Genomic DNA, 21,081 nt, shown 5'->3' with positions numbered 1-21,081 from the left:
TTACCTCTTACTATGCAAAAAAGACCATGGACTCTATCGTCCATGGTCGGGCTTCACCTAAATACAAAACTCCTTACCAGTTAATACAGCGATGTTATTTTACCGGAAATGAATATACTGGTTCAGAGGCTGACCTGAAAGTTCCATTTCATCCTTATCGTATCTCCAAAAGCATAATCCAACTATCCAGTTTATGTCAACCAGTAGTCTTTTATCTGTAATCTTTTACTTACCTTATTCTAAACTTATTCTTAACTTATTCTTAACTTATTTCAGCAATGCTTTCAATTCAGGCGTCATATCCGATTCTTTTAACATTACGAAATCGCTATACCCCTCTTTGTACATCAACTTCACAATGTAGTTACCATTCTCAACACCATAATGGAAATGATGGTCCAAAATATCTGTTAATAATGTCTTATCCTTCGTAACAGCCGTACGATTCTTTTCACGTGCAAGCACTACTCTTTGTTCAGGACTAGTAGGGTTCTTAGGTGTTTGCTCGTCCATATAATCATCTTTTATAATCTCTGCCGATTGGATATCTTCAGCTGTTATTCGTATTTTATCGGCATAACCTTTTTCATTCATCCATTTCTCTAACTCATGAAAAGATGACTTCCACGGATAATAATAACCATAATCTGTAGAAACTTGATTACTGTTCTCTTTTGCCTTCACCTCCACTTGGATATTAGCCACATCAGGTTTTCCGTCCTTATCTATCTGTACTTCGTAGGACATATTCGAAATTTCGCGTTTGATAATCTCCTTTAGCTCTGAAATTTCCCCGGGATCAGAGATGGCTACTTTTTTATTCCTGTTAGTAACCCACATAAAATCCAGATCTTTGTCTAAGAGAGCTAAATCATACTTTTCATACTTGTAAGCTTCAGTATCCTTAACCGCCTTGAGCTCTGATTCAAACCCCTTATTAGGGATCCAGTATTCCCTCACTAGCTTGTCGCCGTTCTCCAATTGATAAGCCAGAGTAAAATATTCATAAACGTATTGTTGTGAGGTAAGTTCTGGACGTACTGCAACTACTGTTTGATGAAGTTTATGGACAGCTTCTATATAATCTTTATCATCGGAAAAAGGGTTCTGCCCCATGAAGGGTGTAGTGTACAAATCATCCGTTGGGGTATACAACCGGTAGTTAGCTCCCATATATACACCGCTAATCTTATCACCGGAAGGCACTCTTGCTTCATACCCCGTAACACTTGATACCGGGATATACAGAAGTAACCCTATCATTACCGCATAAACTGCAAACTCAGCTACCATTTTACGCGTCATAATCTGCCATGTTTTCCGAATAATCATTTCTGCGGCAACATAACCAATAATGGCTCCGATGGCATATCCACTAATCACCCAGCCCATTTGCTGTTGCTTCATTTGTGCAAAATAATTTCCGGAAATAAGCATAGTACATAACATAACCCCTGCTTTAAACAGTGGATTGAAATATCCAAAAGCAATAGCCTGACCCGCTTTTTCCGTATTACGTTTTCGATATAAAAGGTAAGATAATCCAATAAATAGAAGTGCCAATACCCCATAAATCCATAATTCTGTATTTGTGAAGGGTTTGCCGGTAAAATAATACACGATATGAACAAACGGAGACCAGACTTGCAAACTAGAATCACTGAAGTTTACATTTGCATTTGCATATCCATAAAGATACATGACTAAATGGCTATTGATTAATGAGATCAGTACAACAGGAAGAATAAGCAAAATATAAATGATAATTCCCTGAAGAATAGATTGGCCCGTACATATTCCCACAAAAACACTAAAACAGAAGAGGAACAAAGTCAGAATACTAACTGTGATACACCATTGCCAAATATCTGCGCCTTGAAAAATAAAAAAATTCCCACTCCATGGCTTAACAACGGCAACCACCCCAGCAGTTAACCAAACAGGCAGCAACAGTAAGGTAAGTCCACTCGTCAGATGAGCTGTAAATAAATGCTCTCTGCGTAAAGGCAGGCTATGCCAAAGATCTGCGGGTGATTTTGCCTGAAGGTATCGGAATAAGAATAGTCCTGCGGCAACTGGGATTGTAATGATAAACAAGGCTTGCACACTACCAGCTATGCGAAATAAATGATCAATTTCCTGCGGTTTTGCATCCGGATTGTTGCTCATGAAGAGCTGTAATGGAAGAGCGAATAATAAGCCGAGTGCATATATAATCCCTATCCAGCCATGCTGGCGGAAGTTCTGGCGAAAAACACTGCTATTAAAGTAGTAATGGCTGCGCGTCATATCCGACATCCCCCATTTCATAAATAAAGATCTCTTCTAACGTTAATGGAAGCAAATCGAATACGTATGGCTCGTACACCTGAAAAGCCGCTTTGATCCGTTCACGATCCCCTTTTACAATATATAGGTTCACACTTCCCCGGCGCTCTTGATGCAGAACTTGTAACTTGGCAGCTAACGGAATCTCATGCCGTTCATCCCGAAACGCCACTTGAATCTTATGTGTATCCGCCTTAAGATCATCCAGATCCTTCTCAATCAACATCTTCCCACCATGCATAATCCCGACATGATCGCACAGATCTTCAATCTCACGAAGGTTATGCGAAGATATGATTACCGTCAGCTCGCGTTCAGCAACCTCCTGAAATAGCAGGTTTTTGATCTGACGCCGCATCACCGGATCTAATCCGTCAATCGGTTCATCCATAATCAGCACATCCGGCATACAGCTTAAACACAACCAGAATGACGCTTGCCGCTGCATCCCTTTGGAGAAACGACTGAGTTTGCGCTTTTTATCGAGCTGAAATACGGTTCCCAAATCTTCAAAACGCTTCTGATTCCAGCTCGGATAAATCGAGCGATAGAAGGCCGCCATTTGCAGCATGGTCGATTGTGGGAAAAAATAAGGAGCATCCGGCATAAAAATAACCCGTTGCTTAGTCGTCGGGTGTTCGAATACTGCTTCACCATCCACCCGCACGGTCCCCTTATCTGGAGAGTAGATGCCCGCCAATGTTTTGAGCAGCGTAGTTTTGCCCGCGCCATTAGAGCCGAGCAGCCCATAAATTTTTCCTTTATGTACCGTTAAAGAGATATCGTCGACTGCCTTCTCGCCTTGAAATAACTTGCTGACTCCTCGAATCTCAATCATCACTCTTCCCTCCTTCTCTTTGCTTCTCCACTTGTTGGTACAAAGAACTAATCTCAGCTGCGGTGAACCCAAGGTATACCGCCTCCGCCATCAGCCTCAGCAACTCATTCCGGACTTCCGCTTTTTTGATCGCATTTTGTTCTTTTTTCATCGGGGCTACAAAACTTCCTTTCCCCTGTAATGAATAGATATACCCCTCACGTTCCAATTCACGGTAAGCCTTCTGAATCGTATTGGGATTCACGGTTAGCTGCTGGGATAAAGTCCTTACAGAAGGTAGCTGTTCATCCGTCTGCAAAATACCATGCAGAATCATCTCCTTGACCTTATCGGTCAGCTGCTCATAAATCGGCTTCCGACTACGAACGTCCAGTTCGAACATAACCTTCCTCCTTCCACTATCTTGCATTAAATCCATTTTGGTGTGTATTAACTGTACTACTATTATTAATACAGTTTGATTTATATGTCAACAAAAAATCCCCAAGATTATCCTTTGGGGATCTATCTATCCCTTGTTATTAATCAAAATTACTTCCGATCGCGCCGAGCCAACCTCATCCCCGTGGCTTTCGGACACAAATGACGCTGATTCCTGCTTTTAAGTTCACCTGAGGTTGACAGCGCCAAGCCCCCCTATCTCCCGTGGCTTTCGGACCCAGATGACGCTATTCGCACATTTTTCGTCTTTTGAGCAAAGTTTCGGACTCCTGTGCAGCTATTGCCTAGAAAAGCGCTCATTTTGCGCGTTTTTCTAGGCAATAGCGACTTTGGGGTCCGTTATAACTCCAAAAGCCGCTGATTCCCACTTTTAAGGTCATCTGAGTCCGATCGCGCCGAGCCTCCTTATCCCCGCTAGCTTTCGGACCCAGATGACCCTATTCGCACATTTTTCGTCTTTTGAGCGAAGTTTCGGACTCCTGTGCAGCTATTGCCTAGAAAGGCGCTCATTTTGCGCATTTTTCACACCAATAGCGGCTTTGGGGTCTGTTACAACTCCAAAAGCCGCTGATTCCTGCTTTTAAGCTCATCTGAGTCCGATCGCGCCGAGCCACCCTTGTCTCACGGGGCTCTCGGACTCAAAAGCCGCTGATTTCCGCTTTTAAGGTCATCTGAGTCCGATCGCGCCGAGCCATCTTAACCCCCGTGGTTTTCGACCTAGATGACCCTATTCGCACATTTTCCGCCTTTTGAGCGAAGTTTCTGACTCCTATGCAGCTATTGCCTGGGAAGACGCCTATTTCCGGGCATCCGCTACAACAAACCTCCTAAGTAAACGAAAAAAAGAGACGTCCCTAAGCCATTTAGGCTTAGAAGACGTCCCTTTGAGTATTAGTTACTGTAATTAAGCATACCAGCCCCATACGAAGATGAAGAGCGTACCGAATATCGTAACTAAACCAACGAATAAGGCATAGGCGATATTGATGTAAAGTTCTTTCTTGGTATCTGCTGATTCACCAATATGCATGAACAGGAAGAGCTGCAAGGAAGCCTGAATGAGGGCTGTAACAAGCAGTATTGCCATGTTCGCAGTGTTGGATAGATCAAGGTAGATTACAGCAAGTGCAGCCACAGAAAGGACAAGAGAGGCTAAGAAACCCATCACATGGCGAATTGGAAACAATTGCTTCATCATGCTACATCAGTCCTTTCAGATAGACGAAGCTGAAAATAAAGATCCAGACAACGTCCAAGAAATGCCAGTACAGCGAGAAGATAAAGGATTTATTGGCCGTAGCCGGATTAATACCTTGACGCTTCAACTGGATTAGAATAGCCGCACCCCACAGGAACCCGAACGATACGTGAGCTCCGTGTGTTCCCAGCAGTACAAAGAGACTGGATAGGAAACCACTGGTTTGAAGTGTAGCCCCTTCGTGAACATAAGTGACAAACTCCATGATTTCGATACCAAGGAAGCCGAGACCCATTAGAAGGGTTAGTCCGAAAAAGACCATCATGGCTTTTTGGTAACCATGCCGCATGGCATGAACCGCAAGACCAATCGTAAACGAACTTGTCAGCAGCAGCAATGTTTCGATCATCACCGGACCAATTTCGAAAAGCTCCGGCCCGCTAGGGCCGCTGGCAAAACGGTCTACCATTACAAAGTAAACAGTGAACAACGTAGCGAACAGTGCAATCTCCGCTCCTAGAAAAACCCAGAAGCCAAAGATTTTATTACTATTCTCTTCTGTTGAGTATTCAAGCGGCTTAGACGCATCTATTTTCATACTGTCTCACCCCGCAATTTCTTTTCAGTAGCAATAACTTCTTCTGCTGGGATGTAGAATCCGTGATCCCGATCAAAGGACATAGCAGCTAGAACAATGAGGATACCTACTCCAGAGAGGATCGCTGGAATCCAAAGACTGAAGACCAGAGAGAACCCTGCGATGAAGAAGATAACACCCAGAATAAATGGTTTTCCTGTGTTGCTAGGCATATGAATCTTAGTAATCTTATCTTCAAAAAGTGGTACTTTATCTTGTTTAGCAGACCAGTATGCATCGCGTGTTTTTACATTTGGAACCACTGCGAAGTTGTAAGCTGGAATCGGGCTTTTCGTTGCCCACTCCAAAGTACGTGCATCCCATGGGTCGCCATCAGTATCTCTTGGTTCGTAACGAGTACTCCAGTAAATGTTATAAACCAGGATTACAAATCCAATCGCGAGACCGATCGCACCTACAAATGAAACCATACTCAGCGGGCCAAATCCAGTGTCCGCAGAATATGTGTATTGTCGACGGGTCATACCCTTAAGTCCGAGAATAAACAGCGGGAAGAACGATACGTTAAAGGAAATAATAATCCACCAGAAGGCATGCTTGCCAAGACGTTCATTCAGACGGAAACCGAATACTTTAGGGAACCAGTAATGGAAACCTGCGATAACGGCAAAGACCGCACCTGGAATAAGAACGTAGTGGAAATGGGCAACCAGGAACATCGTATTATGGTACTGGTAATCGGCACTGGCCATAGCCAGCATGACACCTGTTACCCCACCAATCGTAAAGATCGGAATAAAGGCCAGGGTGTATAGCATAGGTGTCGTAAAGGTTATTCGCCCTTTTCGTAAGGTGAATAGCCAGTTAAATATTTTCACACCTGTTGGTACGGCAATGGCCATGGTTGTAATCGAGAAGAAGCTGTTAACCATAGCACCTTGACCCATTGTATAGAAATGGTGAGCCCATACTAAGAAGGACAAGAGGGAAATGATCAACATACTGAATACCATGGATGTATATCCATACAGGTTCTTTTTAGAGAAGGTGGCGATAATTTCACTATAAATACCGAATGCCGGTAAGACAACGATATATACTTCAGGGTGACCCCATACCCAGAACAGGTTGGCCCATAACATATCCATACCGCCATTGGCCATCGTAAAGAATTGAGAGCCGAACAGCCGGTCGAACATCATCAACGCAAGTGCTACCGTAAGCACAGGGAATGCGAATACGATAATTACGTTGGTGATCAATACGGACCAAGTAAACATCGGCATTTTCATCAACTTCATGCCTGGTGCACGCATTTTCAGAATCGTTACAATAAAGTTAACGCCTGTGATGAGCGTACCAATACCTGAAATTTGTAATGCGAGCGAGTAATAGTTATTACCCACCGTTGGACTGAACTCTAGACTTGCTAGCGGGAAATATGCGGACCAACCAGCATCTGGCGATCCCCCGATAACAAACGAAATGTTAAGCAGCATAGCTCCAAAGAAGAAGAGCCAGAAGCTGACAGCGTTCAGACGCGGGAAGGCAACGTCTCTAGCGCCGATTTGCAGCGGAACGATAACATTCATCAGACCGATAATAAACGGCATGGCCATAAAAAGGATCATAATCAAGCCGTGTGTTGTAAATACCTCGTTATAATGCTGTGCGTCAAGAAATTTCATGTCCGGGGCTGCTGTTTGCAGCTTCATCATAATAGCGTCAACGCCGCCGCGGAAAAGCATAAGCAATGCTGCGAGGATATACATAATCCCAATACGTTTGTGGTCAACAGTAGTCAACCATTCGCGCCATAAATATCCCCATTTTTTAAAATAGGTCAGGCCGACAATAATCCCGATCGTAGCCAGAACAATACTTGCCATAGCTCCGTATATCAAGGGTTCGCCGTGGACCTTAAATTTATCCCAATCCATTAGGAATCGCTCCTTTCAAGTTGTTCAATTAACATTGACTAGTGTCCGTCATGTGTTGTGCTCTCTTCTAATGGAGAACTAGGTGTCGGCTCATCCAGTTCTGGATTAGGCTCGGTGTTGAATTCCGTCTCACTGGATGGTGCTGGAGTCGGGTGAATTTCTTTATTATCCTGATGCTCCATGCTTCCGTTATCCGTATCCATTTCAGTGCCACCATTACTCATATGGTCACCATGGCTTCCCGGAGGCGGGCTAAAGGATAAGTGAGTATTCGTATACGTTTTACGTCCGACATGTTCCATTTCCAAAAGACCTTTAAATTCATCTTCCGTCAGTGGACCCGCCGTTTCTTTAACGTCTTTCACCCATTCCTGATAATCCTTATCTGTCATCGCAAGTGTTTCAAACTCCATGTGGGCAAAGCCCTTACCATTAAAGTTCGCATTTCTTCCGACATAAGAACCTACAGTATCAGCTGAAAGATGCAAGGTTGTGATCATGTCGCTCATCGCGTATTTTTGTCCTCCCAATTGTGGGATCCAAAGACTTGAGATTGTACCGAAAGAATACAATCTGAACTCTACAGCGCGGTGAACTGGAATATTAACGTAGTTTACTGTTTCGATCCCTTCCTCTGGATAGCTGAAATGCCATTTCCAGTTAGAGGAGGAAGCATAGATTACAAGCGGTTTCTGATCTTTATAATCCGCTGCAACATTTTCTACATCTACTGTTGTTTTGACGGTGACTACGGAGAGGAATGCCACGATAATAATCGGAATGGTAATCCAGATAGCCTCCAGCCATTTGTTTCCTTCCTCGTGAGGAGGAATATAATCTTCGTTGCTTTTTTTAGCACGGTATTTCAAAAGAACGAAGACATATAAGATGTAGACAACTGCCAGAACACCGAGCATCATAACAATGGAGAGAATGATCGTGTCAGATAAAGTTCTTGCAGCCGGCCCCTTCGGATTCAGAACAGCGATTGAACTGCATCCTGGCAAGAGTAAAATTAGGCTGAGAAATAAAGCGTATAACGGTCCCTTTTTGTTCATGCTTAAGCTCCTTCCTTCAATACTTCTTTTATTAACCCTCAACATTAACCTTTATATATAGTAAGAATTTATGGGGAAGAAAGCAAAAGACTTATTTTTCCATTTAGCCTAAAAAAGACCTTAATAATGGCGAACAAGTTAAATATGTGTGATCAATTTGTTACAAGTTTCTAATAGTATGATAAAGATCACTGTAACGGCGCTGTTTATGGGTTGAAAAATTCCGTTCAAACTTTGTTCAATAGTTTACTAAAGTTGCTAATTTGGACACATCTATTTTGCGCAAAACGGGGTTATTTTAACCAATTTTGTTGATGCGTCAGTATTTAGCCGGAGTTACGTGCTTTTTATGATTGTGGTTGAAATCACAGTTAACTACTAAAAGGTAACAAATTATTCTGCTGGGGGTTACAATCTCTCAAATTTCATTCTATCAATGTATGATAAGGTAATAGACAAATATACATAGATAGGAGATTTTTGACGATGTCTTTAAAGAAAGTATGGCTATTATTAATCGTATTATTCATAGGTTCTGGATCAATACGAGCGATAGATTCAGTGAATGCAGCAGGTGCAGGCTCCCTTAGGTTAGGTGTGAACGATAAGTTAACAACTATTGAAGCAGTTTCGGTAAAAGATACCTATTACGTTCCTCTACGTGATCTGTCACAGGAACTTAAGTTAACGCTAACTGGAGTGAGTGATGGGATAAAAGTTACAGGTCAGAACAGATCAATCAAACTGCTGAATGATCATGCAACAGCTACTCTAAGCGATGGAAAGACCATATCCATGAATACATTTTTGAAAAACGGAAAAACCATGGTTCCACTGAAATTGACTTCTTATCTTGGTTTCGGAATTTCCTTTAAAGCAGATCAAAATTTATTGCGTGTAAAAGATGGCTCAGCTACATTAGATGATGCAACATTTGTGAGTAAATTTAAAAAGGAAATGAAGCCAACCGCAACTCCTGGAACTTCTACGCCAACTGTTGGGAAGCAAGGTAAGACCGTATACCTCACCTTTGATGATGGACCAACGGCCACTACTTCTACATTGCTTGATATTTTGGCAAAATATGATGCGAAGGCAACTTTTTTCATGATCGGACCGAATATGAACCAGCATACTACGCAAGTGAAACGGATTGCGAATGAAGGACATGGTCTCGCATTGCATGGAATGACGCACCGGAAAGAGAAGTTTTATGCTTCACCTGCCGCTGCACTGGGTGAGATGGATAACGATAACGCCATTTTGAAAAAGATTACAGGTCAAAGCACCACACTAATTCGTCCTCCTTATGGAAGCAAACCTTATTTCACAAAGACCTTTAGAGATAAAGTGTTGGCTCAAGGTTATCATCTGTGGGATTGGAACGTGGACTCTGAGGATTGGAAATACAAGGATGCTAGTACGACGATCTATAATTCGGTTATGAATCAGGTTCATAAGCTGCAGAAATCGCAGACCAATCCAGTTATTCTGATGCATGATCAAAAGGCTACACTTAAAGTGCTTCCTCGTATTTTAGAGTCATTGAAAAAAGAAGGATATACCTTCCACGTCATTAGCTCAGATCTGAAACCTCTGAATTTCTGGAAGGATACACGCTGAGTTTTTATTAAAAATCAAGAGGGCATCCCCACAGCTGTGAACTAGCTGTGGGGATGCCCTCTTTTTTTCAGGTCTTGATCTAAAAACTAATTTTTATTTAATCCGATCACATTCGCGCTCCCGAGTTTTTCTATCGGACCCAGATGACCTTAATTGCTGGATTTGCCACTGTTTCGGGTGCTATCGGACCCCATAGCCGCTATTGGTGCAAAAAACACTAGTTTCCAGCGTTTTCCACACCAATAGCTGCGCTGGTGTCCGAAACTTCGCTCCAAGGGCGATAAATGGGCAAATAGCGGCTGCTGTGTCCGATACTCCGCTTCCAAGCCGCAAACCAGTGGGGATGAGTATGAGCCCACGCTATCGGACCCACATGACCTTAATTGCTGGATTTAGCTATATTTCGGACGCTATCGGACCTCATAGCCGCTATTGATGCGAAATAAACCAGTTTTCAGCGTTTTCCACACCAATAGCTGCGCTGGTGTCCGAAACTTCGCCCCAATGGCGATAAATGTGCAAATAGCGGCTGCTGTGTCCGATAGCCTGTGCGGATGAGTATAAGCCCACACATCGGACACAAATGACCTTAGACTAGGGAATATCAAGTAGATAGTGTGTTTAAAAAACTAGAGATCAGCCGGTGAAACTAGGGGTACGGGGTACGGGGTACGGGGTACGGGGTACGGGGTACGGGGTACGGGGTACGGGGTACGGGGTACGGGGTACGGGGTACGGGGTACGGGGTACGGGGTACGGTTTACAGGTTACGGGGTACGAGCATACCGATCATCGCCGAAGTTTTTATTGTTTCCATCCCTCTGTCTTGCCTGCCAATAGTGTCGCTGGAGCCCACATAGCATATGTTTGCCCGCAACCTACTGAGTCCAGCTTACGTCTATCCGCTCCTGACCTACGGAGACCAGCTTACATCTATCCGCTCCTGAGCTGCTGAGTCCGCTTACATCTATCCCCCTTGACCAACTGAGACCAACTGGCTCGCGCTTGCTCCCAATCTGCTATAACCACAAACAGCAGAGCAGCGATCTCCGTTACTGGAGAACCGCTGCTCTGCTGGTTTTAACAATATTAAGAAGCCTATAGTTTGAAGCTGGACAATGTTTTTTGCAGATCTTCTGCCAGTACCGCTAAATACTGAGCTGAAGCCGACATTTCCTCCATTGCGGATAGTTGCTCCTGACTCGCTGCACTTGTGTCCTGAACACCCTCCGCCCCTTTACTTGATATAACGTTGACCTGTTCCATAGCTGCTGCCACACCTTGTGATTCTAAGGCGACATGAGCAACCGCTTCTCTGATCTCCGCTGTCTGCAGGGTAGCTTCTTTAATGGAAGTCTGAATCTCATGAAACGCTTGAGATACCAGATGACTTTGAACTACGCCATTGGTGACTAGCTCAGTACCCAAAGCCATGGATTCTACTGCGCTTTCGGTTTGCTTTTGGATATGTGTAATAATATCTGTAACCCGCAAAGAACTATTTCTAGTTGCTTCCGCCAGATTACGAATTTCTCCAGCAACTACAGCAAATCCCCGTCCATGCTCACCGGCCCGTGCTGCTTCTATAGAAGCGTTGAGCGCAAGCAGATTCGTCTGTGTAGCAATACCGTTAATCGTTGTAATAATTGTATTAATCTCTTGTGACAATGTCCCCAGATTAGAAACAATCTCCTGACTCTGAGTTACACTGAGGTCAATTTCCTTCATCTGCACAATGATTTGGTCTACAGCCTCTACTCCACGATCCGATGAACCGGAAACTACGCCCATTAGATCCGACATTTCATAGCTGCTGCCCTCTACGGCTGCAATATCATTGGTCATTGCTTTTATGGAACGTGTTGTATTGTTAATGCTCTCTGTCTGTTCATCAAAACCCGCGGCAATCTCTCCAGAAGATACAGCGATCATTTGTGAAGCCAATGAGGTCTGCTCAGCACTAGCGCTCATCTCTTCCGATGAAGCTGACAGCAGTTCTGCACTCTCTGCAATCCCTTGCATCATCTTCCGCAAGCCCTGCAGCATATTGTTAAATGAACTGTTAATTTGGCCGATCTCATCCTTGGCGGTGTACGTTGCTACCACGGTCAAATCTCCATCTTCTGCCCGCTTCATTAGTCCTTGCAGTTCTTTAAGGGGTTTTGTTATCAGTCGAATAATTGCAATACTAATTACGAAACAAATCACCCAGGCGAACGTAATCATTATGGTATTGTTTACCCGCATGCTTTTAGCGGTTGCCATGGAATCTGAATTGTGTTCATCAGCATCTTTAAGCAAAGAATCACTAATTCCTTTAAGTAGGTTGATCATTTTTTCACGGGATTCGTTAAATTCGCCTGAAAATACTTTATAGGCCTCTTGATTATGATTACTATCAGCAATCTTTATAATGTTATCCCGCTGTGCACGATAATCTGGCAAAAAGGACTCATACTCTTTGATTTTACTTACAATAGCAGGATCATTATACTGAATCGCTTTCACCTTGTTCATAAGTTCATTATTATCCTGAACCTTCACTTGAATACTCTCAGAAAGTTCTTTGTTTTTGCTGGCATTTACGCTAATCAAACGCTCCAAAAGATAGGATTCAATAGCCCGATTATTCGTACGCATCTGCCCTACGTAAGAAACAGGCAATAAATTTTCATTATATGTCTCATTTGTTTTTTCGGCCATTCGGGTCATCGTGATGATGCCTATGCCACCTACAACATTCACCATGATTACAGCGAATACCAAAAGCAACCCTATTTTGTATTTCACTTTCAAATTTTTCATCTACACTCCGCCTTCACATTATCTTATGATCTATCTATTTTTATCGGTCGGAAGGGCTAAGAGTTTGATGATTTTTTAAATATTGTGTCGAATAAAAGTATATATTGTCATAAAACGACTTTTCCAAAAAAATAAAAGGGCGGGCACCCGATCCGCTATTACTCCGAATCCCTGTGCCCGCCTAATTAATCATTCCTCTTCCTTATTCTCCAGAGGTATAGTACCAGTACAAAGTATCACCGTTCTGCAAAATATAACTGTCTGCACTGATGCTTGGATCAGCATCCCGGTTCGTTTTATACTTCCATCCGCTGCTTGGGCCTCCGTCAAATTCAGCCAATCCGTCAATAGATTTCACGTAGATGCTTCCAACGTTGCCGGATGATACTACCTTGGTGCCTAATTGACTGACTAGTAAGCTATAAGCCGTTTCGCCCTCTTTTAGAGCTACTGTTGTACTGGCTAGGATGGTTCCCTTCCGGCTATCTCCAATCACTGAAAGGGTAGCGGTAGCTTTAACTGGAGCAATAACAGACGATCCAACAGTCAGAGACTGAGTATAACGCGCTACGCTCGGTACGCTGTCTTTAGCATAGCCGGTAACAGTCATTGTATAGCTATTTGCCGGGAGACCCCCATCAACAACAGCTACACCTTGTTCATTCGTGATTACCTTCTTATCACCAATCGAAACCTGCACACCTGCTGCTGGTGAGGTAACCGGATCAGAAGTGAAACTGTCCTGATTCCACACCCACTTTTTCTGAGAAACCTTTACGGTAAAAGCTTCATTAGCTTTTGGCTGCGTTGGGGAAAGCGCCACAGAATCTATAACCTGTGTATTTTCACCTGCATAATAGACAAGCACACGATCGGATTCCTGTAGTTCGAACGCATCCATACCCACACTTGGATATATCCACTCCCCGCCGCGTGATACTACGAAGCTCCACCATCCGTCGTAAGTACCTTGCGAAACTCCATGGATACCTGATACAAAGTTGCCATAAGACGATTTGGTGATATCTACTTTAAAATCATCGGTAGACCCTAGTTGCTGCAACGCTTCAAGAGCATTGGAGGCTTTTAAAGTCCCTTCACTAATCAATCCTTCCGGGCCTTCAACGGTAAGTGAAGCTGTTACATTCTTAGAAATTACCTTTATAGCTTTTGTATATTTAGCAACCGTTGGCGCTTTACCTTCGCGGTAGCCAGTTACAGTCAGTGTATAGTCACCTGCGGGCACATTTCCTGAGAATACGGCCTCACCTTTAGCATTCGTCGTTACCGTCTGAGCTCCAATTTGGACCTGAACACCCGCAGCTTTTGCAGTTACAGGAGAGGAAGTGTTCGTAGCAGCGTCCCATTTCCACGTCTTACTAGTTACAATGACGTTAAAAGAATCGCCCTCTTTAAGATTTGCTTTGGAAAGGGTAACGGAATCCACAAGCTTAGTGTCATCTCCGGCATAATAAACCAGTACCTGATCTGAATCTTTAAGTACAAAATCACTCATGCCTACATCGGGATTAATCCATTTTCCGTCACGTGATACAACATACATCCATCCGTCATAACCACCAAAGCTTCCAGCAGCAATACTTCCGATGCCAGTCACATAACTGCCCGAAGGATTCGTGATCGGCAAGTTCGTTTGAAGCGCCAGCTTCTCTAACGCTCCAAGTGCGTTGCCAGCATAGGCGTACCCTTGTGCCAACGTGGCCCGTGGTCCCTCAATCGTTACAGGAGCGTAGATGAGTGAGCTCTGAACGGAGGATTTGGAAAAATCGTATAGCTTACTGTTGCTTCCTTTATACAGCAAATTATACGCAACCAGCGCCTGAAGTCCTTGCTCTGTCGCCAGAACATTACTGCTTCCACCACGGCTATGGGTGAAGCTACCATCAGCTAGACGATAGCTGAGCAGGTTCTCCATTAGATCCACTTTGTTTTTGGTGTATTCTAATCCACTAGGATCAACTCCAAAGGATGTGAGTCCAAGGATTGCTTGTGCACTACTTTCAGCACTGTCACCGTAACCCCCATGGCTATCTTGAGCTGCGGATAACCAGGCTACGGCTTGTAGCCCTGCTAAGTAGGCTTCGGGATTATTTTTATGTGCCGCCAGAGCCGTCAAGGTTATCGCTGTCATATCAGGCTCACTTGTGCCTGAGGTTAGTGCAAAGCCCCCATCTGGATTTTGTTTGGAGAGAATCTCCGTAAGGAGCTTATCCGCCGTCCATTTCGCGTCACTTGGGATATTATATTTACCAGAATCCAGCGCAAGTAAAGCATATACCGGATTATTAAGCGTCTGTTCACTGAGCTTGCTGTTATTATAAATTTTCTCAATCAGATTATAGCCAGGAGTTGATCCATTACCAGCAAAGCTAGTAGGATCTGCACCAATCGCTCTCACTGCGAGCACGATTCGAGCATAATCGGTGACATTGGCAAAATTCCCAGCTGCCTCTTTTACTTTTTTCTCAAGCTCTGAATGGTAACTAGCTGGCAGCTTGTACCCTGCTTGCGCTAAGCCAATGGCTTGCCAATCTGATTGTACGCCACCTTTCAAGAGATATTCTGCAGCCGCATAAGTCGCATCCGCAACATTAATCCGCTCCGCAGCAGTTGCCTCCAGACCGGCGCCAGCGCTCGCTTCTGCAAATATTTGTCCTGCCGGAGCAAGAGATGTTCCTAGAATTGAAATGACCATGAATAAGGCCAGCCCAAGTGCTACAAACTTGGAAGACATGATTTTCTTCATTGTTTAACCTCTTTCTGTATAAGAATGGGTACTGCTGGGAATAAGACGCATAACATAAAGACCGCCCCTTTGGAGGGCGGTCAGGGAAGATTACAAATCGAGGCTGCGGCGCTTGCTTCCTGCCGATAGTCCATCTGTATATGTTCCACATTCTTACCCCACGAAGAATAGAAACGCTCACAAAAAAGGCAGGTCTCCTGGCTAATGCTTCATCGCTGTTCTTCACCTTCCCACCCTACCTTCAGGGCAGTGGCTTATAGAAGAAAAACTCCGCACATACAGTGGCGGGACCGCGCCGGACTCATGCACCGGACTTCCCTTTTAAGCAGACGACTAGATTGATAGAGTCTGCACCTTTTCCAGTATGTAGTATCTTATTTTGACATCCATAATCATATCTATTAATACATAGCATGTCTATAGAAAAGCTTAGTATGGGCAGCAAAAAAATGAACAGCAATACACCACCTGCCGGTAGGTGTTGCTGTTCAGAAAGCTTGTTATTCGGCTGTTCCTTCCGGACTTGCAGTTGGGGAAGGTTCAGCACTTGAATCAGAAGCTGGTGGAATATTAGGGTCGGGATCTACGATCAATGTAAATCTTCCGGCTTTAATCATACTTTTCTCTAGAATTGTCGCTCCAGGCTCCAATGTAACCTCAACCTGATAGGAAGGTTGTTCCCCTTCAGTCACAGCTGTTGCGGAAGGCAACCCAGTGCTGTCCTCAGTATCAGAGGAAGGCGTAGGAGACGGAGAAGCATCAGCTACAGCGTTAGTAGCGTCTGCACCTTCTGCTATTCCTCCAGTAGTGCCAGCGGCATCTGACTCGTCAGCGGCGTTTCCCTCATCCGTCCCATCCGTTGACGGCACTGGACAAGTCCCATTCGTAGCAGCGACCTTAAAGCTTTTATCTATCTCTGTAGACGAAGACATTAAACTAATCTCAGTCGGTTGAAACTGCACACAGTCATCTGCACTTGCGAAGGTGAACACCAATATGCTGCTCCCCTTATCTCCTTCGACGCTCTGATCCTTCAAGTATACTGAAGCCGGAGGCAGCACATTGCCTGCACTCTGAACAGGGGTCGGCTCAGGGCTTGTCCCCGGCAGAGCCGTCTTCGTATCATCCGGACGCAACATACTGAATACGATAATTGCAATAATCACCAGAATACCCGTAATGGAGCCGGAGATTAAGAGTCGAAATCGGCTGCGGCTGATCCAGCGCGCCAGCGGGGAAGCCAGTTGGGAGCGGGCTTCATTGTACACATTTTGCAGAGCAGGCCGAGCTGCCGCGACATAGTTCTTTCGGAATTCCCGATTCTTGAACGCTTCACGATCACTGCTCAGGAAATACTTCAGAATCGCCTTACGGTAACCCGGTTGCAGCTTTTTATTCGAAACCGTAAATAAAGGATTGCCTTGCGACCAAGCAAAAAACCGATAGATGATTTCTTTGTCGGAACCGGCTTTACGCTTTAACAGCTCCAGAAGCGCATCGTAATCCAGCGGACCCCCTTCACGCTGAGTTGTATAGTAGAAGGCTAGCGGAAGCCGTTCAAAGGGTTCCAGAACACGCGCCTCTTTTAGCAAACGACGACCCAGTAGCTGCACATCGTCTAGTTCCTGCGGAGACAATCCTGCAAAAATCTCCTCATTCGGCTTCTCTTCACCAAACCAGCGGTAAGCTGCACGCAGCGCATTCTCTTTCTGCTTGCTAATCCTATCCAGTGGCGGCTGCCAATCGACAACATTACCATACCGTAAAAAAACTACCTCCAGAAGCTCCTCCTGCGTCATATCGGAAAGCGATAAGCGGTTCAGTAAGAATCTATCTGCTGAAGCAGCAAGATCCTGCATTAGGGAGAGTGCCTTAGGAGCAACTCCTGTTCCTTTGCGGCGATCTTTTTCTGCCTTATCTACAATTTCATGAATTTCCGCTACAGAAGCCACCGGATCATGTTCCAGCTGGAGCTTTTCAAGCAAATAATCCTTCACAGCATTTTGAGCAAAAGACTGCTCTAACGCCACTGGCAGGAACCGCCCCCAATGGAGTACAAAGCTCAGTATATCCGCAGATCTGGACGCCGCAGCTAGTCTTGATTCCATATAAGGCTCAAGTAGCTGCTTACGGAAATATGTTTCAGACATCACGCGCTGGAAGTAGGCTGCACTTAACTCATCATTACTCTCAATGATCCCGTAAGCGGCACTCAAGATATCCTTGCGGCCCGCTTCCACACTATGAAGCATCCCATTGATGAAATAATCCACGATTCTGACCCTGTAATTGTGATCCTTAAGTACAAAATACTCCTTAAAGCATTCCATAATCGCCGGATCTGGCACATTCCTTTGCCGAATCAGATCAAATTCCCGGTCGAACCGTTCTAAGAAAATATCGTTCAAGCGGATTCTAGAATGAATTGCACCGTCTGGTTTAAGGTAAGAGAGCAAACCACTTAGCACCGCACTCTTATTCTCCGTATATAAATGCTCGTTCCCTTGCTCAATCTCATAAAATATAGCCAGCTCATTATAGAAAGCAAGGGATAGCTTATGCTCAGGACTCTCTCCACGCAGAATCTGATCGGCGAAGCTTACAAAGTCGTTAATATCTCCTGGATTCAGCAGTAACAGCTTCCACACCAAATCAGCATAAGGCTGGTGGGACTCACCAAAATCGACATTTCCCATCCGTCCGGAAGCCAAATCGAAGGTATAATCCTTCTCAATACTGCGATCACCGGGACGCAGCGAACCTTTTTCCACAAAGCTAAGATGTATATATTTACGGCTTTGCGGTTCATTCGCATACGTAATCACGCCTAATCTACGACGGAATTCATACGGCAGCACGCTATACAGAATTTCTGTAAGCTCCACCGCCCGCGCGGACAACTCCGTGATAGGTACGTTTAGAGCCACGTAGATTTTTTTCTTACCTGCTACAGAGAGCATCACAGCTTGCAATAACGCCTTGAATATCCCTTCATCAATCCCTAACAAGCGTAAGCCTGCGATTGGGTCAGGGCTGCGGTCTGTGCGAACAACTGGAATAGAGGGCAGCTCCGGCAAAGTTCCACCAAGCTCTCCAGTATAACGCTCTGCAAAATCAGCATGCAGCCAGTCCCCATAGCTCTGGACTATTTCTTCGGAACGTGAAGCAGGAACTACATAGTTATGTGCAAAAAAGGCGCTTCGTTGGCCTGTGAAATCGGCCGCTTGATAACGACTAAGCCCAATAACTGTATCCCCGTTCTCGGCATGAAATAGGTGCAGCGCTCCAGGATATGCAGCCTCATCCTTCTCCCCACGCGCGGTCAACTCCGCAGGAGCATCGTAGAGGCAGAAGGGATGAAGGATTTTTTTCACAAAATTATTGTCTAGACTATCTGATTTCGCTACCGTATCGAAGCCTTCTGTGGAACGAAACACTCCGCGACGTTCGCGGGTATACATCTGTTGGGCGATTGTTGACCCTGAGAAACCATTCACGGGCCGTCGCTCCCCTCAATATACTTCAGCTTATGCAGCAGCCAAATAAAAGGCTCGTCTACACGAATCGGGCTTACTACACCCTCAATCTTTTGATTCACAGGATTGCTGCCCAACGCAGATACTGCAAAATAACCCGTATTCGCGAAATAAACATCCATCGTATCTTTAAAGGGTCTGTCCACCTTACCAATAAATCTGCGAATTTCCCCGTCGATGTTATGGAACTCGTCCATGTTTAATGTTTTGCGATGAACATAGTTATTGAACACATTGCTGTTGGACTTGATATAATCGCCATCCTCATCCTTCAGCGAATGCAGCATATCACTTTTTGCAAGTACAACCGCTGTTGGAATGTCTGTCTTACTCTTTTCCTGATAGGCAATAAAATCACCGAACATCGTCAGCACCACATCGCGCGGCTCGTCATATTGTGAGACCCATTCTCCGGGACGGTCACCGATGTTAATATGAATCTTTTCACGGATAGAACGGATTTGCAGCGGATCGACCATAAACAGAATACCCGCAGAGTTCTTGATATGCTGACCATGAAGTCCAAGATAATCCTGATCCACCATACCCTCACCTGCTACATCAAAGAATACAAGTGTCAGTGGCGGTTTATTTTCATCCTTAAAGACAAACTGAAAGATAAAAGGCTCCTGCATTTTTTCCTTCTGTGTAGAAGCCAGCAGATCCCCGCGCTCAAAAAGCGGTTCTTCATACAATGTACGGAACTTACGGCTAATCTCTGCATTAAGCGGCATACAAGCGGCATCAAAATGACCTGCTGTAGTATGCTGCAATGTGTGGATCAGCGAGGTCATATACACTGATTTCCCGACTTGGGATGCCCCTATAATCGAGATGATGTTACTTGGCACCTTCCCGGCAGTCACCGGCAGCTCATTATGGCAGGCCGGGCAAAGCCGTCTGCGCGTAAGCACACCGTAACGATCCGTAAGCCCAGTTAACACATGATCCGTGTAATGATGATATTCTTCCGGAATATCCGCCGGGTTGATAATCGCTTCTATGTCATCTACCGTATCGAGCCCGAAGCGCTCACGGTATTTGTTCAAGGCGTCATCCTCACCCAATGCGTAATTTTCATCGTCCTCCCGGCTGTGCATAGCCCGAAAGACGACATCCTCCGGAGAGAATTTGGTGAAGCAATACGGACACACTATATCGTAAAAAAGCGGCCGCGGCTCCGGCTGATTCTTTTTCATAAAACGGCTAAAAAAAGACATCTACTCATCCTCCCAAAAGTTGTATCTACGTACTTGCTATGAACGCACTGCTCATTACCCGCTTGTACACGTAGACCGAGTCTCACTCCGGTACCAATTCGTAATAAAGCCCATATTTCTTGCCATCGGTGAAAAAGATGCGTACAAAATCATCCTTACCGATTTCAATCGGCGGAAGTACATTGCGTCCAGGAGCGAAATCCTGTACGAAGGGAAAGAGAATACCATCCTCTTTCCCTGCCGGATGCCCTCCACGTTTCTTGACATAACAGAGGACATCCCGTGCCACGGGCACTTCTGCCGTAATCGCCATATGTACGGTCTTTTGTTTTCCGAATAAGGCTTTTTTTTGTTGAATGGAATAATAGATTCGGGCTTTGCCTGCACTGACCATCACCCGGTTCACACCATCACTTTGCCTCACCAGTACAGTCTCACCGTTCTCAGCAAGACGAGCAAATATGGTATAGGATATCAGGCCGATATCATCCAATCGATCACGATAACCATTGTTAGATTTGTATTCCTCACGAGTGTAGAGCTTCATCCCTACTGGCGGATCATCTCCGGTTCCCATGTCAGCCGCTTCTGCGGAGGTTTTGTGGATGTACACCGCCTGCACGCCGTCCGGCCAGCGCCATCTCAGCGTACAGAATCGGTCATCCACTTGGGATGTCACATCCGTTATTCCCGGAGCGGAAGCATTAACCTCGGCGTACCTCATTAATG

General features: G+C 44.9%; 13 protein-coding genes and 1 riboswitch. Of the genes, 1 reads left to right on the top strand and 12 read right to left on the bottom strand.

The annotated features are described in order from the left end of the window. Positions 1-267 precede the first annotated feature (267 nt). The 7 genes from MKZ16_RS04690 to qoxA all read right to left on the bottom strand — a co-directional run bounded on the left by MKZ16_RS04690 (position 268) and on the right by qoxA (position 8,401). Positions 268-2,289 (bottom strand): hypothetical protein, encoded by a 2,022-nt coding sequence (locus tag MKZ16_RS04690; RefSeq protein ID WP_076104215.1) that lies wholly within the window; start codon positions 2,287-2,289, stop codon positions 268-270. Beyond that, entirely contained in the window at positions 2,264-3,166 is a 903-nt protein-coding gene (locus MKZ16_RS04685; RefSeq protein WP_076104214.1) for an ABC transporter ATP-binding protein, read from the bottom strand. Before MKZ16_RS04685 ends, MKZ16_RS04690 begins: the two co-directional genes overlap by 26 nt. Continuing rightward, the gene (locus MKZ16_RS04680) at positions 3,159-3,548 is read right to left on the bottom strand and encodes a GntR family transcriptional regulator (protein ID WP_036680827.1); all 390 of its coding nucleotides are present in this window, start codon (positions 3,546-3,548) and stop codon (positions 3,159-3,161) included. Before MKZ16_RS04680 ends, MKZ16_RS04685 begins: the two co-directional genes overlap by 8 nt. A gap of 963 nt (positions 3,549-4,511) precedes the next feature. After that, positions 4,512-4,802, bottom strand: coding sequence for a cytochrome aa3 quinol oxidase subunit IV (qoxD, locus tag MKZ16_RS04675; RefSeq protein WP_036680878.1), 291 nt, complete (start codon positions 4,800-4,802; stop codon positions 4,512-4,514). Positions 4,803-4,806: 4 nt separating this feature from the next. Then, positions 4,807-5,403 (bottom strand): cytochrome aa3 quinol oxidase subunit III, encoded by a 597-nt coding sequence (gene qoxC / locus MKZ16_RS04670; protein WP_036680826.1) that lies wholly within the window; start codon positions 5,401-5,403, stop codon positions 4,807-4,809. After that, entirely contained in the window at positions 5,400-7,343 is a 1,944-nt protein-coding gene (gene qoxB, locus MKZ16_RS04665) for a cytochrome aa3 quinol oxidase subunit I (RefSeq protein WP_036680823.1), read from the bottom strand. The genes qoxC and qoxB overlap by 4 nt, the downstream gene beginning before the upstream one ends. Positions 7,344-7,381: 38 nt before the next feature. After that, a complete protein-coding gene (gene qoxA / locus MKZ16_RS04660) occupies positions 7,382-8,401 on the bottom strand; it encodes a cytochrome aa3 quinol oxidase subunit II (protein WP_036680822.1) in 1,020 nt (339 codons plus the stop codon). 486 nt (positions 8,402-8,887) lie between these two features. On the opposite strand from qoxA, the gene MKZ16_RS04655 reads away from it, so the two are divergent. Further along, entirely contained in the window at positions 8,888-10,024 is a 1,137-nt protein-coding gene (locus tag MKZ16_RS04655) for a polysaccharide deacetylase (protein ID WP_076104213.1), read from the top strand. 1,098 nt (positions 10,025-11,122) lie between these two features. On the opposite strand, the gene MKZ16_RS04650 is transcribed toward MKZ16_RS04655, so the two are convergent. The 5 genes from MKZ16_RS04650 to MKZ16_RS04630 form a co-directional block, all read right to left on the bottom strand. Beyond that, positions 11,123-12,829, bottom strand: a complete 1,707-nt coding sequence (locus MKZ16_RS04650) for a methyl-accepting chemotaxis protein (protein ID WP_076104212.1) — start codon at positions 12,827-12,829, stop codon at positions 11,123-11,125. A gap of 202 nt (positions 12,830-13,031) precedes the next feature. Then, positions 13,032-15,596, bottom strand: a complete 2,565-nt coding sequence (locus tag MKZ16_RS04645) for a DUF4430 domain-containing protein (protein ID WP_076104211.1) — start codon at positions 15,594-15,596, stop codon at positions 13,032-13,034. A gap of 169 nt (positions 15,597-15,765) precedes the next feature. Continuing rightward, a riboswitch (cobalamin riboswitch) is annotated at positions 15,766-15,969 on the bottom strand. 127 nt (positions 15,970-16,096) lie between these two features. Beyond that, on the bottom strand, positions 16,097-19,093 hold the full coding sequence (locus MKZ16_RS04640; RefSeq protein ID WP_076104210.1) for a hypothetical protein: 2,997 nt from the start codon (positions 19,091-19,093) through the stop codon (positions 16,097-16,099). Then, entirely contained in the window at positions 19,090-20,352 is a 1,263-nt protein-coding gene (locus MKZ16_RS04635; protein ID WP_038568871.1) for a hypothetical protein, read from the bottom strand. The genes MKZ16_RS04640 and MKZ16_RS04635 overlap by 4 nt, the downstream gene beginning before the upstream one ends. Positions 20,353-20,434: 82 nt before the next feature. Then, complete coding sequence (locus MKZ16_RS04630; protein ID WP_036680814.1) at positions 20,435-21,076, bottom strand: hypothetical protein; 642 nt, start codon at positions 21,074-21,076, stop codon at positions 20,435-20,437. Positions 21,077-21,081: the final 5 nt, after the last annotated feature.

It is taken from the genome of Paenibacillus sp. FSL R5-0928 (assembly GCF_037970385.1).
GTDB classification, from domain to species: Bacteria; Bacillota; Bacilli; order Paenibacillales; family Paenibacillaceae; genus Paenibacillus_AQ; species Paenibacillus_AQ odorifer.
Note: the sequence above shows the minus strand (reverse complement) of the source record. Positions and strands in the feature narration are given on the sequence as shown.

What these genes read in the sequence shown, in the direction of transcription:
- MKZ16_RS04690 (WP_076104215.1), bottom strand. Translation starts at nt 2,289, where the DNA reads ATGACGCGCAGCCATTACTACTTTAATAGCAGTGTTTTTCGCCAGAAC.
- MKZ16_RS04685 (WP_076104214.1), bottom strand. Translation starts at nt 3,166, where the DNA reads ATGATTGAGATTCGAGGAGTCAGCAAGTTATTTCAAGGCGAGAAGGCA.
- MKZ16_RS04680 (WP_036680827.1), bottom strand. Translation starts at nt 3,548, where the DNA reads ATGTTCGAACTGGACGTTCGTAGTCGGAAGCCGATTTATGAGCAGCTG.
- qoxD (WP_036680878.1), bottom strand. Translation starts at nt 4,802, where the DNA reads ATGAAGCAATTGTTTCCAATTCGCCATGTGATGGGTTTCTTAGCCTCT.
- qoxC (WP_036680826.1), bottom strand. Translation starts at nt 5,403, where the DNA reads ATGAAAATAGATGCGTCTAAGCCGCTTGAATACTCAACAGAAGAGAAT.
- qoxB (WP_036680823.1), bottom strand. Translation starts at nt 7,343, where the DNA reads ATGGATTGGGATAAATTTAAGGTCCACGGCGAACCCTTGATATACGGA.
- qoxA (WP_036680822.1), bottom strand. Translation starts at nt 8,401, where the DNA reads ATGAACAAAAAGGGACCGTTATACGCTTTATTTCTCAGCCTAATTTTA.
- MKZ16_RS04655 (WP_076104213.1), top strand. Translation starts at nt 8,888, where the DNA reads ATGTCTTTAAAGAAAGTATGGCTATTATTAATCGTATTATTCATAGGT.
- MKZ16_RS04650 (WP_076104212.1), bottom strand. Translation starts at nt 12,829, where the DNA reads ATGAAAAATTTGAAAGTGAAATACAAAATAGGGTTGCTTTTGGTATTC.
- MKZ16_RS04645 (WP_076104211.1), bottom strand. Translation starts at nt 15,596, where the DNA reads ATGAAGAAAATCATGTCTTCCAAGTTTGTAGCACTTGGGCTGGCCTTA.
- MKZ16_RS04635 (WP_038568871.1), bottom strand. Translation starts at nt 20,352, where the DNA reads ATGTCTTTTTTTAGCCGTTTTATGAAAAAGAATCAGCCGGAGCCGCGG.
- MKZ16_RS04630 (WP_036680814.1), bottom strand. Translation starts at nt 21,076, where the DNA reads ATGAGGTACGCCGAGGTTAATGCTTCCGCTCCGGGAATAACGGATGTG.